Here is a 12249-nt window from a genome sequence, read left to right as displayed (position 1 = left end):
CGCCGACGAGTTGAGAATTCTATGACCTAGGACTTTTGAGCAGGAGGGGCCGGCGCACCGTGAGGCGCCGGCCGTATTTCTTCTGCTGGCGACCGTCATGATCATGGCATATATGTCCGGCGACACTCCCGCCACGCGATCAAGGGACGGTTCGGAAGAAGGAGGGACGCAAGACATGGCAAAGGCTGAGTCCCACCCCCGTCAATCCGAGCGCCTGCACACCCTGCGGTCGTACGAGATCCTCGACACCGATCCCGAACGCGATTTCGACGAGATCGTTGCGCTCGCGGCGGCGCTATGCGGGACACCGATCTCGGTCATCAACTTCATCGACGAGGATCGGCAGTGGTTCAAGGCGGAGACCGGACTGGGCGTACGCCAGACCCCGCTGGAGACGTCGCTCTGTTCGCACGCCATCCTCGAGGAGGAGTTTCTCGAGGTGCCGGATACCCGTGACGACGCGCGGATGTGCGACAACCCGCTGTGCCTCGGCGACGAGGGCCTTCGGTTCTATGCCGGCGCGCTTCTCAAGACGAGCGACGGCCTGCCGCTCGGGACGCTCTGCGTTCTCGACCGCACGCCGCGCAGTCTGACGCCGCTTCAGCGCGACACGCTGCGGGTTCTCGCGGACCAGATCATGGCGCGGCTCGAGATGCGCCGCTCCCTGGCGACTGCGGCGCTCCTCCGGCAGGAGGTCGATCACCGGGTAAAGAACTCGCTTCAGTCGCTCGCCTCGCTGATCAGGATCGCCAACCGGGGTGCGGTGGCCGACGAAACGCGCCGCACGCTGTCGACCCTGGGATCCCGGGTCGATGCCGTGGCGAAACTGCACGAGGAACTGTACCGGACCGACGCGGGTCCGGTCATCGACCTGGCGCATTACGTCGAGAACCTGGGGCGTCACTTCCGCGCCCTGGCGCCCGCGCACCTGAACCTGGATGTGATATCCGAGCCGATCCTCGTCACGTCGGGACAGGCCGTAGCCGTGGGCACGCTTCTGAACGAGTTCGTGGCCAATTCGCTGAAGCACGCGTTTCCGGGAAGCCGCGCCGGGCATGTGCGGATCTCGATCGATCGGGGCGACGACGACACGGTCCGTATCCGGTGTTCGGACGACGGAGTGGGGTTTCCGACCAGCGCCGCAAACGCGACGTCGGGTCTGGGGATGCAGATCAACGATGTGATCTCGGAAGAGCTTCAGGGCCGGATCGAGATCTCGTCGGACAGCGACGGCACCGTCCTGACGCTGTCGTTCGAGGCGCTTCCGACAGCGGTGGCGCGGTCAGCCTAGGGCGCGGCGCCATAGAGCGTCTTCGCCCGGCCCTCGAAGGCACGGACGACGCGCGACATCGCCTCGTTGAAGAACACGGTCGCCGTGGCCTGGAGGATCCGGTTGCGGAATTCGAAATCGACGTGGAAGTGAACGTCGCACCCGCCGTCCTCCGCATCCTCGAACCGCCAGTTCGAGATCATCTTCTTGAACGGGCCGTCGAGGTATTCGGTGTCGATGCGCTTCTCGTCCGGCCAGAGCGTGACGCGGCTGCCGAACCGCTCGCGAAAGACCTTGAACGAGATGACGAGGTCCGCGAGCATCACCGTCCGGTCGTCCTCCTCCCGCGTCTCGCGGATGCGCGCGGCGGCGGTCCACGGAAGGAACTCGGGGTAGTCCTCGACGTCGGCCACCAGATCGTACATCTGCTGGGCGCTGTAAGGCAGGCGGCGGGTTTCGGAGTGGATCGGCATCGCTTCCGTCTGGTCTTGTCCGTGGTCCTGAGTGTAGAGACGGGCGCGGAGCGTCAAGAGGGAAGCGGGCCGTGAGCCAGCCTTACGAGATCGAGCAACTGATTTCGGCCAAGTCCATCGCGGCCCGGATCGAGACGTTGAGCCGCGAGATCCAGCGCGCGTTCCGGGACACCGACAAGCTTGTGGTGGTGGGTCTTCTGCGCGGGTCCTTCGTCTTCATCGCAGACCTCGTGCGCGAGTTGGACCTGCCGGTGGAGGTCGATTTCCTGGAAACCTCGTCTTATGGCGACAGCATGGTGTCGAGCCGCGAGGTTCGGATCCTCAAGGATCTGCGCGGCGAGATCGAGGGGCGCGACGTCCTGGTGGTCGAGGACATCGTCGATACCGGACACACGCTGAGCCACGTCCTGCACCTTCTCGAATCGCGGCATCCGCGGCGGCTGGAGACCATCGCCCTTCTCGACAAACCGTCGCGGCGCGAAACCGACGTGAAGGCGACCTGGACGGGGTTCGAAATTCCGGACGAGTTCGTCGTCGGCTACGGCATTGATTTCGCGCAGAGGAACCGGAACCTTCCCTACATCGGCTGCGTTCGCTTCATCGACGCAACTGAGACCTGAAGGCCACAAGACCGCGCATTTCGCGGAAACCGAAGGTGCGAATCTCGCAGCCTCCGACCTATGGTCCTTTCGGGTGGTGGCGTCGAAAGGAACTTTGGTGCGCCCACCCGGATTCTTGCTCCTTTCCGTCCTCTGCGCGGCTCCGGCGGCCGCCGAGACCCAGTTTTCCGGAGTAGGCCTGAATGAAGGCCTGCGACTGGACAGCCGCATCGAGGCACGGGAGGAGACAGGCACAGGTGCGTTTCGCCTCGGCGGCGCGGTTATGAGGTCGGAGCCTCTGAAGGCGCTGCCGCCGCCAGACACGCCCACGCTGCGGCTCGCAATCCCCTCCATCATCCACGAGACCGGCGTGAGCGAACGCAAGACGCCCTTCGGTGGCCTGGCCCTGACCTTCGGCGAAAGCTGGAACGGGCGCGACGTCTTCCACCTTGGCACGTCCCTGACGCGCGGCGCCACGACGGCGGGGGTATCGGTGACCTACGAGGGAACGGACGGCGACGTGACGGCGGGCAAGCTCTACCTCGACTATGCCGTGACCGAGCGGATGAGCGTGGGCGTGTCGGGCATGCTGACGAACGAGATCACGGTGAACGAGAGCCCTGTCCCCATGGTGGGGATCAACGCCGAGCTGACGGGACGCAACGGCGGCTTCGTTCAGGGCGGGGTCTCCGACGCAGGGCAGGCCGAGCCGATCTTCGGGCTGGCCGTGGGCCTTCGGTTCTAGGCGCTGCGCCGCGCGGACGGCGTGGTGTCCGCTTCTCCCATCATCCGGGGACCGAGGGCGGTCAGCCCCTCAAGCAGCACCTTGCGCACCCGGCGCAGGCGGCCCGAGCGGGCATAGTCGCGGTGGCTGGCGACCCAGACCGGCACGGGGGCGAGGTTGTGGGGCATGTCGATCCGCTCGATGCCGGGCCAGATGTCCCCGAAGAACACCGGCAGAAGCGCCCTGCCCCGGCCAAGCGCCACGAGGGAGGCCAGCATCAGGAAGCTGTCGGAGGCAAGGTGCGCGCCGCCGCCCCGGGCGCGCATCCAGTCGCCCGCCATGGACCGGCCGAGCGGCCCCGACAGCCGGCGAGATCTCGGGCCAGCTTCGCGAGGCGACCGCCGCATTGGCATCCGTTGCAGGCGACGGGCAGGAAGCACTGGCCGCTGGCATGGGTACTGTGGGCCAGGCCTGCGGGGCCTGCCACAAGGCGCACCGCCAGGCCGAAAATTGATCCGGTCCGGCCGGGGCCACCCTGCCCCGGCCGCTTGATGCGCGGATGAAGCGGCTTCTTCTTTGGCTCGTCGGTCTCGCCCTCGTCGTCGCAGGCGCAGGGCTGTGGCTGACGCGCGCGCGCGGTCGAGCCTGAGCGCTTCGCAGCGCTCGAGGGCGACGCCGCGCGGGGAGAGGCGGTCTTCTGGGCCGGGGGCTGCGCGTCCTGCCACACGGCGGCGGAGTCGGACGACCCCCTGGCGCTGCCGGGTGGCAAGCGGTTCGCGACCCCTTTCGGCACCTTCATCGCCCCCAACATTTCGCCCGACGCGACGCACGGCATCGGCGGCTGGAGCCTGCCGCAATTCGCCTCGGCGTTGCTGGAGGGCACCTCGCCCGAAGGCGCGCATTATTATCCCGCGTTCCCCTGGACGACCTACGCCCGGATGAGGGATGCGGACGTGGCGGATCTCTGGACCTTCATGGCGACGCTGCCGCCGCAGGACCGGGCGGATGTCCCTCACGAGGTCGGATTTCCCTTCAACATCCGCGCCTCGCTCGGCGGCTGGAAACTTCTCTTCGCGGACGACGACTGGGTGATGCCGGCGGACACGCCGGAGCTGGAGCGGGGACGTTATCTGGTCGAGGCTCTGGGCCATTGCGCCGAATGCCACACGCCGCGCAATGCTCTTGGCGGGCCGGACAAGACGCTGTGGATGGCGGGCGCGCCCAACCCTGCGGGCGAGGGCAAGATCCCCGGTTTGCGGCAGGGCCAGCTGGACTGGAGCGCCGAGGACATCGCCTATTACCTCGAGTCCGGTTTCACCCCCGACTTCGACAGCGCGGGCGGGCAGATGGCGGAAGTGGTCGAGAACATGTCGAAGCTTGCCCCCGAGGATCGGGCGGCCATTGCGGCCTACGTCAAGGCGCTGCCTCCGGTGCAGTGATGCCAGGCCCTTTCCCGGCAACGGGGCAAGGGCTAGAATCGCGCGCGGAGGAAGCGCGCATGTCGCCTAGAGTGTTGATCGTGGGCGCGGGTCCGACCGGCCTGACCGCTGCCGTGGAACTGGCGCGGCGCGGCATCCTCCCCGAGATCATCGAAAAGCGACCGGGACCGTCCAGGCTGTCGCGCGCCGTGGGCATCCTGCCGTCGAGCATCGAGATCTTCCGCCGCTCGGGCACGGATACGCCCGTGCTGGACGAGGCGGTCCGCTTCGAGGGCGGCGTCTTCCACGACGGAACGAAGCCTGTCCTTCACCTGACGCTGAACTTCGACGCGCGCATGCGGATCTGGGGGCTGGCGCAGGACCGGACCGAGCGTCACCTTGTCGAGACGCTGGAAAGGCTAGGCGGATCGGTGCGTTACGGGGCGACGTTAGACCATCTTCGGGAAACGGAGGACGCCGTCGAGGTCCGCGTCGGAGGGGTCGAGGCGCGCCATGACCTCGTGATCGGCGCGGACGGCGTCCACAGCGCGGTGCGCGCGGCGCTCGGATTCGACTTCCCCGGCCACGACCTGCCCGAGCAGTGGTCGATCGCCGATGTGGACGCCCCGGACTGGCACGGACGCGGCCGATTCATGGGCTATCGGCTGGACGGCGGGAACGTCGCCGTCGTCGTGCCGTTGGAGACGGCGCGCTTCCGGGTCATCGCGAGCGAACCCGACGCGCTCGCCGCGCTTCCCGTGCCGATGCCCGTCACGACCGTCCGGCGCTCCGGAGCCTTCATCATCTCGGTGCGGCAGGTGGCGCGCTATCAGTCCGCGCGCGTCTTCCTCGCCGGCGACGCGGCGCATTGCCATTCGCCGGTGGGTGGACGAGGCATGAACCTCGGGATCTCGGACGCGGCAGAGTTGGCGGAACGGATCGCCCTTGGCACGACGGAGGGCTACACGGAGGCCCGCCATGCCGCCGGGGCGCATGTGATCGCGTTGAGCGAGCGCGGGCGGCGGTTCATCCAGGCCAAGGGGCCGGTCGCGCGCGCGGGCGTGTTGGCGGCGATGCGGACGGTGAACGCGGTCCCTGCCCTGCGCCGGGCCGTCGCGCGGCAACTGGTCAGCGGCTGATCAGACGGCCTGGCCCAGCTTCCTCAGACGCGCGTCGCGCAGGCGGGCGAAGTCGTCGCCCGCGTGATAGGACGAGCGCGTCAGCGGCGTGGCCGAGACCATCAGGAAGCCCTTGCCGTAGGCCGCCTTTTCGTAGCCCGCGAATTCCTCGGGGGTCACGAAGCGGTCGACGCGGTGGTGCTTGGGCGTCGGTTGCAGGTACTGGCCGATGGTCAGGAAGTCGATGTCGGCGGCGCGCATGTCGTCCATGACCTGAAGCACCCCCTGCCGGTCCTCGCCCAGTCCCACCATGATGCCGGACTTGGTGAACATGGCGGGGTCGAGTTCCTTGACCCGCTGGAGCAGGCGGAGCGAATGGAAGTAGCGCGCGCCGGGGCGCACCTCGGGGTAGAGGCCGGGGACCGTCTCGAGGTTGTGGTTGAAGACGTCCGGTTTCGCCTCGACGACCGTCTCGAGAACCGAAGGATCGCAGCGCAGGAAGTCGGGCGTCAGGATCTCGATGGTGGTGGCGGGCGACTGCTTGCGGATGGCGCGGATCGTCATGGCAAAATGTTCGGCCCCGCCGTCGTCCACGTCGTCGCGGTCGACGCTGGTGATGACGACGTGGTTCAGACCGAGTTTCTTCACGGCATCGGCGACGCGGCCGGGCTCGAACACGTCGAGCGACTCAGGGGGCTTGCCGGTGGCGATGTTGCAGAACGAGCAGGCCCGTGTGCAGACGTCGCCCATGATCATCATGGTAGCGTGGCCCTGGCTCCAGCATTCGCCGACGTTCGGGCAGCCCGCCTCTTCGCAGACCGTCACGAGGCGATGCTCGCGCATGATGTCGCGCGTGGCCTTGTAGCCAGCGCCGGTCGGGGCCTTCACGCGGATCCAGTCCGGCTTCTTCGGCTGGGCATTGTCGGGCCGGTGCGCCTTTTCGGGGTGGCGCTGGCCGGGGATCTTGAGGTCTCGGGACGTCATGGGGGCGTGTCCTCCGCTTGGGCGATCTTCTAGCGGCCGCGTGGCGAAAAGTCCAATGGAGACGGGCGCATGTCGGCTATGCGTCCTGAGGCGAGCGGCAGATTTCGACGGTGGCATGTTCGATGCCGAAATCGCGGGCCAGAACCTCCTTCAGGGCGCGCCGCGCGGTCTCGCCATCCGCGCCGGGCAAGAGGTCGGCCTCGAGGGTGGCCATGGGGCGTTCCTCGGTGATCGACCAGGCGTGGAGGTGGTGGACGCGCGCGACACCAGGGACAGCGTTGAGGCGGGCGAGCGCCACCTGCGTGTCGAAGTCGGGCGGCGCTGCCTCGAGAAGGACGCGGGCGGACTCGCTCACCACGCGCCAGGCCGCGCGGAGGATGAGGATCGACACGAGGATCGACAGGATCGGGTCGATCGGGGTCCAGCCTGTCTGGAGGATCACCAGCGAGGCGACGATGGCGCCGACCGTGCCGAGAAGGTCGCCGAGGACGTGAAGGGTCGCAGCGCGGACGTTGAGGTTTTCGTCGCCCGCGCGATGCAGCACCCAGAAGGAGGCGATGTTGACGACAAGACCCAGGATCGCGACGGCCAGCATGGGCCCGCCCAGCACCTCGACCGGATCACGGAGGCGGAGGATAGCCTCGACCGCGATCCAGGCGGCGATGACGAAGAGTGCCACGCCGTTGACGAAGGCCGCGAGGATCGAAAAGCGGTCGAAGCCGTAGGTGCGCTGCCAGTCGGCGGGACGGCGCGCGAGGCGGAAGGCGAACCACGACAGCGCCAGCGCGGCGAAGTCGGTCAGCATGTGGCCCGCATCGGCCAGAAGCGCCAGCGAGCCCGTCAGAAGGCCGCCCGCGACCTCGGCCAGCATGAAGCCGCCGGTCAGAAGGGCGGCGATGCCGACGGCGCGTTCGTTGGCGTGGCCGTGAGCGTGAGCCGCTCTGTGGTCATGGTCGTGGAACTGGCGCTCCGGCATGGGCGACTACCTATGCCGAAGCGAGGTCGCGGCAACGCGACACGTTGCGTCAGACGGCTTATGTCAGACGGGCGCGTCTTCCTTCACGGTCTCTTCCTTCACCACCTCGATCTTGAGGCGGGCGGCAAAAGCGCCGATCGCGCCAAGGACGGCAAGCAGGGGAGCTGCGAGAACGACCGCCCCGCCCGCGAGTGCGCCGTAGGTCAGCGGCACTTCCAGCGCGATGTCGCCGTCGGGTTCGACGATGCGGATGCGCTTGACCTTGTTGTCGGCGGCGAGCGCCTTGACGCGGTTCACGAGCTCCTCGCTCTTGACCTCGATCTCGTCGATCCAGGTACGCTTGCGGCCGTCTTCGGTGTTGGTTTCTTCGGTCATGGGACACCCCTTCTCAAGGTTGATGCCCTTCATATAGGTATCGCCGGGGCTGGTTGCATTGACGCACGTCAAGGTTTGCGCAGCGTGGCGTCCCGCGCCAGGGCGAGCGCCGCGCCGCCGGCATCGATGAGGATCCCGGCCAGCGTGTCCACCCAGCCCGCCCCCTCGGCCGCGCTGCGCGTGACGAGGGCGAGATCGCGGCCCGGCTCTGGCGCATCGAAGCGGCGGAGCGCCAGATCAGGCTGGGCACGCAGTTCGGTCGCGACGGCGAGTTCCGGCAGGAAGGTCAGGCCGAAGCCCTGGGCGACGAGGCCTGCGAGGGTGGCCAGCGAGGACGCCCCAAGATCGACGTTCGGGCGCGAGCGAAGGCCGCAGACCTCGAGCGCCTGATCGGCGAGGCAGTGACCCTCGTCGAGAAGAAGGAGCTGGTCCTGGGCGATGGCCTGCGGGCGCAGGCCCTCGGCCCCCTGCCCCAGGCTGTCGAGCCGGGCCGGAGACCCGCAGAGCAGGAACCGGTCGCGAAAGAGGGGCCGCGCCGTCAGACCGGGATCCTGGAGCGGCAGCGCCATGATCGCCGCGTCGAGCCTGCCGTCGCGAAGGCCCGTCACCAGCGTCGTCGTCTGCGCCTCGCGAATGCGGATGTCGAGCGTGATGTCGCGGGCCCGCAGCCGCGTCAGCGCCATCGGCAAAAGATAGGGCGCCACCGTCGGGATGACGCCGAGCCTCAGGCGTCCGGCGAGCCCGTCGCGCCAGCGCACCGATTGCTCGAGGTCGCCGACCTCGGTCAGAACGCGGCGGGCGCGGTCCAGAACCTCCTGCCCCACGCGTGTCAGACGCACCTCACGCGGGAGCCGGTCGACGAGACGCGCGCCGAGCGCCTCCTCCATCGCCTTGATCTGGAGCGACAGTGCAGGCTGCGAGACGTGGACCTTCTCGGCCGCCGCGCCGAACTGGAGCGTTTCGGCGAGGGCCACGAAGTATTGCAACTGCCGGAGGGTGACGCTCATAGGTTTTAGTTATCGCAGAGGACAGGAAATGCAATTTTTAATTATTCCAGGAATCGGCGAGAAGGTCGGCAGGTTGCACCCACAGACACCTTGAGGAGGATGGCATGGCCCCCCGCCAGACGACCACCGCCGGCGCGCCGGTACCCACGAATGAAACGTCCCAGACCGCCGGCCCTCGCGGCCCGGTTCTGCTGGAGGACTATCAGCTAATCGAGAAGCTGGCCCACCAGAACCGCGAGCGCATCCCCGAGCGCGTCGTCCACGCCAAGGGCTGGGGCGCGCAGGGCACCTTCACGGTGACGCACGACATCTCGAAGTACACCCGCGCCAGCATCTTCTCGAAGGTCGGCAATAGCTGCGACATCCTCTCGCGCTGGTCGACCGTCGCCGGCGAACAGGGCGCCGCGGACGCCGAGCGCGACGTGCGCGGCTTCTCGGTCAAGTTCTACACCGACGAAGGCAACTGGGACGTGGTGGGCAACAACACTCCCATCTTCTTCGTCCGCGACCCCTACAAGTTCCCCGACTTCATCCGCACCCAGAAGCGGCACCCGAAGACCAACTTGCGGTCGCCCGAGGCGATGTTCGACTTCTGGGCGGCGCAGCCCGAGTCGGTTCACCAGGTCACCATCCTGATGTCGGATCGCGGCATCCCGATGAATCCGATGCACATGCACGGCTACGGCAGCCACACCTATTCGTTCTGGAACGACGCGGGCGAGCGCCACTGGGTCAAGTTCCATTTCCGCTGCCAGCAGCCGATCCGGAACTACACCAACGCCCAGGCCGAGAAGCTGATCGGGCAGACGCGCGAGAGCTATCAGGAAGACCTCTACAACGCGATCGACGAAGGCAACTTCCCGAAGTGGGAGCTGAACATCCAGGTCATGGCCGAGGAAGAGGCGCGGACCTGCGGCTTCAACCCGTTCGACCTGACGAAGGTCTGGCCGCACGGCGACTATCCACTGATCCCGGTCGGAATGCTCGAGTTCAACAAGAACCCGGACAACTACTGGATCTTCGTCGAAAACGCCGCCTACTCGCCGTCGAACAAGGTGCCGGGCATCGGCTACAGCCCCGACAAGATGCTCCAGGGCCGGGTCTTCGCCTATGCCGACGCGCACCGCTATCGCCTCGGCACGCACTACGAAGCGCTTCCGGCGAACGCGCCGCAGGTCCCCGTCCATCACTATCACAAGGATGGCACGATGCGGTTCTTCCCGCAGGTGACGGGTCATCCCGATGCCTATTACGAGCCGAACCAGTACGGCGAGTCGGCCAAGCCCGACGCCTCGGTCAAGGAGCCGCCACTGCGCATCGAGGCGGACGCAGACCGCTATCGCCAGAACGAAGAGGACGAGGACTACGTCCAGCCGCGCAAGCTCTATGCCGAGGTGATGGAGCAGGATGAGCGCAACCGGCTGCATTCGAACATGGCCGCCGCCATGGCGCCCTGCTCGGAAAGCGTGAAGGAGCGTTGGCTGGCGGTGCTGAAGAAGGTTCACCCTGACTATGAAGCCGGCGTCCGGGCGGCCTTGCGCCACCCGAAGGACGAGGTCGCGATCTCGGTGACGGAAGAGACGCCGACCGCCGCCGAATAGGGCGGTTCACCGCAGGAAACTTGATCGGGGCGTCCGTCGCGGGCGCCCCTTTCTTGTCCGGTCACCCGATCATCGGCGACCAGTTGCCCGACGTCTCGTCGTAGTGGCCCTTGAGACGGTGGAGCGCGATCCGGAGCACGATCTTGCCCGAGCGTGCCGACCAGCCCATGCGCTGCTCGACCGCCTCCATGCCTTCGAGGAAGCAGCAGCAGCGCAGGACGACGTCGCCCAGGCCCGGCCCCAGGTCCGACAGCGCCGCCGTCACCCGTTCGCGCGCGCGGCTCGAACCGCCGCCCGCGCCGCCCGGATTGAAGCTTCCGCGCGCGCCGCCTTCGAGGAAACGCTCCCAGTTCTGGGTGATGCGGGGGCCCATCTGCGCCAGTTCGAAGTCCTCGCGCAGTCTTTCGCCCGCAGCGACGAGATCGGCGGTCAGGAAAGGCGCGCCGCCCCGGTCCTTGCGGCGGGCGAGCGCGGTCATCGGACTTTCGGCGGCGTTGTAGCGGATGCCGCGCTTCTTGTTCGGCCGGTCGTCCGCGTTGCGCCGCGCCCAGTCGCGGTGCTGCTCGGAATAGGGGTCCATCCCCTCGCCCATGTTGGCGCGGAGCGCTTCCTCCTCGGCCAGAAGACGTTTCAGCGCCATGCGGCCGGCCTGGGTGATGCGGTAGCGCTGGATGCGCCCTTCGCCCTGCGGGGCGATCCAGTCCTTCAGGACCATCGCCTCGGCCAGCGCGCGGTCGACGACAGCGGTGCGCAGCGTCTGGCCGTCCTTCTCCTCGCGCACGATGACGGCCTTTTCCATGTCGGCCGCGATGGCGAGGCAGGCGCCGGGCTCATTGAGACGGCGCAGGATACGCGGCGCGGCCTCCTTCAACTGGTCGTCGTCCGGCACGGCGAAGTCTTCGGGTTTTCTGTTCAGCATCACGACTTGGGTACCCCCTGGAGTTACAGCACGCCGGTCGGGTCGGGCAGCGACCCCTTCAAGCCGGCGAAGTGCCAGATCGACGAGAAGATCGTCGCGGCGCGTCTCGAAGCGCCGCACCTGCCGCAGGACGGTCGAGGCGTGGCAGCCCGCCTCTCGCGCGAGCGACCGTATGGATCTGCCATGGGTCACATGCGCGAGGTAGGTTCTGACCTGGGCGGGAACCCAGTCCGGCCCTTGATCGACGCAGCAAAGTCCTTGCACCGCAAGCGACATCCGTCTCCCCCTTTCATCCCCGGCGCTGATACGCCGTAACAACCTGTGATAGTAATGATTGCCGCTTCATTAACGGCCGCCGGGTTAAGGATGATCGTTCCCCAAGTTTGTAAACAAAGGAAAATATGATCGGGCGCTGATGCGTGGCATTAAGCAACACACGCTTGGGTTGCGTTAGCTGTCGGGAATGCTTAACAGGAGTACCGCCCGTGACCGATCCCCAGAGCCTGCTTTCCTCGCTCCGCCGTCCCAGCCTTCTGGTGCGCGCCGCCCGTCACGGCGCGGCCGATTACAACCGCGACCGCCTGTTGCGGCGCGTGTTGCCGGGAGAGATGCCTCCGGGTCCGGGATTGGCGTTCGAAAGGCTGGCCGAGCGCGAGGCCGAAATCGACCTGGCGCGGCGCGAGGGCGGCGCGGCCTATTCGGTCGCGCGCCATGTCGAGGCGCTGGTGGCGCTGATCGAGGAGGCTCGGCTGGCGCTTCTTCGCCAGCCGGCCGCGAACTGAGAC

14 protein-coding genes and 1 pseudogene are annotated in these 12249 nt (G+C 67.4%); 8 read left to right on the top strand and 7 right to left on the bottom strand.

Features of this window, described 5'->3' with window-relative positions:
• The first annotated feature begins 175 nt into the window (after positions 1-175).
• Complete coding sequence (locus C8D95_RS07290; RefSeq protein ID WP_109758490.1) at positions 176-1291, top strand: sensor histidine kinase; 1116 nt, start codon at positions 176-178, stop codon at positions 1289-1291.
• Here the strand turns inward: C8D95_RS07290 and C8D95_RS07285 are convergent.
• Positions 1288-1743: a type II toxin-antitoxin system RatA family toxin gene (locus C8D95_RS07285; RefSeq protein WP_109758489.1), complete on the bottom strand. Its 456-nt coding sequence runs from the start codon at positions 1741-1743 to the stop codon at positions 1288-1290. The genes C8D95_RS07290 and C8D95_RS07285 overlap by 4 nt on opposite strands.
• 71 nt (positions 1744-1814) lie before the next feature.
• Here C8D95_RS07285 and hpt point away from each other — a divergent pair, with 71 nt between their 5' ends.
• Positions 1815-2363, top strand: a complete 549-nt coding sequence (gene hpt, locus C8D95_RS07280) for a hypoxanthine phosphoribosyltransferase (RefSeq protein WP_109758488.1) — start codon at positions 1815-1817, stop codon at positions 2361-2363.
• A gap of 262 nt (positions 2364-2625) precedes the next feature.
• Entirely contained in the window at positions 2626-3087 is a 462-nt protein-coding gene (locus tag C8D95_RS07275; RefSeq protein WP_126918566.1) for a hypothetical protein, read from the top strand.
• On the opposite strand, the gene C8D95_RS07270 is transcribed toward C8D95_RS07275, so the two are convergent.
• Complete coding sequence (locus tag C8D95_RS07270) at positions 3084-3473, bottom strand: hypothetical protein (protein WP_109758486.1); 390 nt, start codon at positions 3471-3473, stop codon at positions 3084-3086. The two genes, C8D95_RS07275 and C8D95_RS07270, sit on opposite strands and share 4 nt — an antisense overlap.
• On the opposite strand from C8D95_RS07270, the gene C8D95_RS22925 reads away from it, so the two are divergent.
• The 3 genes and pseudogenes from C8D95_RS22925 to C8D95_RS07255 all read left to right on the top strand — a co-directional run bounded on the left by C8D95_RS22925 (position 3473) and on the right by C8D95_RS07255 (position 5623).
• Positions 3473-3580 (top strand): cytochrome c, encoded by a 108-nt coding sequence (locus tag C8D95_RS22925; RefSeq protein ID WP_164721667.1) that lies wholly within the window; start codon positions 3473-3475, stop codon positions 3578-3580. The genes C8D95_RS07270 and C8D95_RS22925 overlap by 1 nt on opposite strands.
• 45 nt (positions 3581-3625) lie before the next feature.
• Positions 3626-4505: pseudogene (locus C8D95_RS07260) on the top strand (c-type cytochrome).
• Between the two features lie 59 nt (positions 4506-4564).
• Positions 4565-5623, top strand: coding sequence for an FAD-dependent oxidoreductase (locus C8D95_RS07255; RefSeq protein ID WP_164721668.1), 1059 nt, complete (start codon positions 4565-4567; stop codon positions 5621-5623).
• Here C8D95_RS07255 and lipA read toward each other — a convergent pair whose 3' ends face one another.
• The 4 genes from lipA to C8D95_RS07235 form a co-directional block, all read right to left on the bottom strand.
• Positions 5624-6586, bottom strand: a complete 963-nt coding sequence (gene lipA / locus C8D95_RS07250; RefSeq protein ID WP_109758483.1) for a lipoyl synthase — start codon at positions 6584-6586, stop codon at positions 5624-5626.
• 76 nt (positions 6587-6662) lie between these two features.
• Positions 6663-7562 (bottom strand): cation diffusion facilitator family transporter, encoded by a 900-nt coding sequence (locus tag C8D95_RS07245; protein WP_109758482.1) that lies wholly within the window; start codon positions 7560-7562, stop codon positions 6663-6665.
• A 63-nt stretch (positions 7563-7625) separates the two neighbouring features.
• Entirely contained in the window at positions 7626-7937 is a 312-nt protein-coding gene (locus C8D95_RS07240) for a DUF4342 domain-containing protein (protein WP_164721669.1), read from the bottom strand.
• A 68-nt stretch (positions 7938-8005) separates the two neighbouring features.
• Entirely contained in the window at positions 8006-8944 is a 939-nt protein-coding gene (locus C8D95_RS07235) for a hydrogen peroxide-inducible genes activator (RefSeq protein ID WP_109758480.1), read from the bottom strand.
• 104 nt (positions 8945-9048) lie between these two features.
• Here C8D95_RS07235 and C8D95_RS07230 point away from each other — a divergent pair, with 104 nt between their 5' ends.
• A complete protein-coding gene (locus C8D95_RS07230) occupies positions 9049-10545 on the top strand; it encodes a catalase (RefSeq protein ID WP_109758479.1) in 1497 nt (498 codons plus the stop codon).
• Between the two features lie 61 nt (positions 10546-10606).
• On the opposite strand, the gene C8D95_RS07225 is transcribed toward C8D95_RS07230, so the two are convergent.
• Positions 10607-11740: a DUF6456 domain-containing protein gene (locus tag C8D95_RS07225; protein ID WP_109758478.1), complete on the bottom strand. Its 1134-nt coding sequence runs from the start codon at positions 11738-11740 to the stop codon at positions 10607-10609.
• Positions 11741-11949: 209 nt separating this feature from the next.
• On the opposite strand from C8D95_RS07225, the gene C8D95_RS07220 reads away from it, so the two are divergent.
• Positions 11950-12246 carry a DUF6477 family protein gene (locus C8D95_RS07220; RefSeq protein ID WP_164721670.1) on the top strand — a complete coding sequence of 99 codons (297 nt, stop codon included), beginning with the start codon at positions 11950-11952 and terminating at the stop codon, positions 12244-12246.
• The last annotated feature ends 3 nt before the right edge of the window (positions 12247-12249 follow it).

The organism is Silicimonas algicola, assembly GCF_003148765.1.
In the GTDB taxonomy this organism is placed as follows: domain Bacteria; phylum Pseudomonadota; class Alphaproteobacteria; order Rhodobacterales; family Rhodobacteraceae; genus Silicimonas; species Silicimonas algicola.
The sequence above is the reverse complement of the archived record's forward strand: the minus strand, read 5'-3'. Positions and strand labels throughout refer to the sequence as shown.

Excerpts from the sequence above, each read along its gene's own strand:
- C8D95_RS07275 (WP_126918566.1), top strand. The coding sequence starts at position 2,626 with ATGAGGTCGGAGCCTCTGAAGGCGCTGCCGCCGCCAGACACGCCCACG.
- C8D95_RS07245 (WP_109758482.1), bottom strand. The coding sequence starts at position 7,562 with ATGCCGGAGCGCCAGTTCCACGACCATGACCACAGAGCGGCTCACGCT.
- C8D95_RS07285 (WP_109758489.1), bottom strand. The coding sequence starts at position 1,743 with ATGCCGATCCACTCCGAAACCCGCCGCCTGCCTTACAGCGCCCAGCAG.
- C8D95_RS07290 (WP_109758490.1), top strand. The coding sequence starts at position 176 with ATGGCAAAGGCTGAGTCCCACCCCCGTCAATCCGAGCGCCTGCACACC.
- C8D95_RS07240 (WP_164721669.1), bottom strand. The coding sequence starts at position 7,937 with ATGACCGAAGAAACCAACACCGAAGACGGCCGCAAGCGTACCTGGATC.
- C8D95_RS07230 (WP_109758479.1), top strand. The coding sequence starts at position 9,049 with ATGGCCCCCCGCCAGACGACCACCGCCGGCGCGCCGGTACCCACGAAT.
- C8D95_RS07225 (WP_109758478.1), bottom strand. The coding sequence starts at position 11,740 with ATGTCGCTTGCGGTGCAAGGACTTTGCTGCGTCGATCAAGGGCCGGAC.
- lipA (WP_109758483.1), bottom strand. The coding sequence starts at position 6,586 with ATGACGTCCCGAGACCTCAAGATCCCCGGCCAGCGCCACCCCGAAAAG.
- C8D95_RS07270 (WP_109758486.1), bottom strand. The coding sequence starts at position 3,473 with ATGCGGCGGTCGCCTCGCGAAGCTGGCCCGAGATCTCGCCGGCTGTCG.
- C8D95_RS07235 (WP_109758480.1), bottom strand. The coding sequence starts at position 8,944 with ATGAGCGTCACCCTCCGGCAGTTGCAATACTTCGTGGCCCTCGCCGAA.
- C8D95_RS07255 (WP_164721668.1), top strand. The coding sequence starts at position 4,565 with ATGTCGCCTAGAGTGTTGATCGTGGGCGCGGGTCCGACCGGCCTGACC.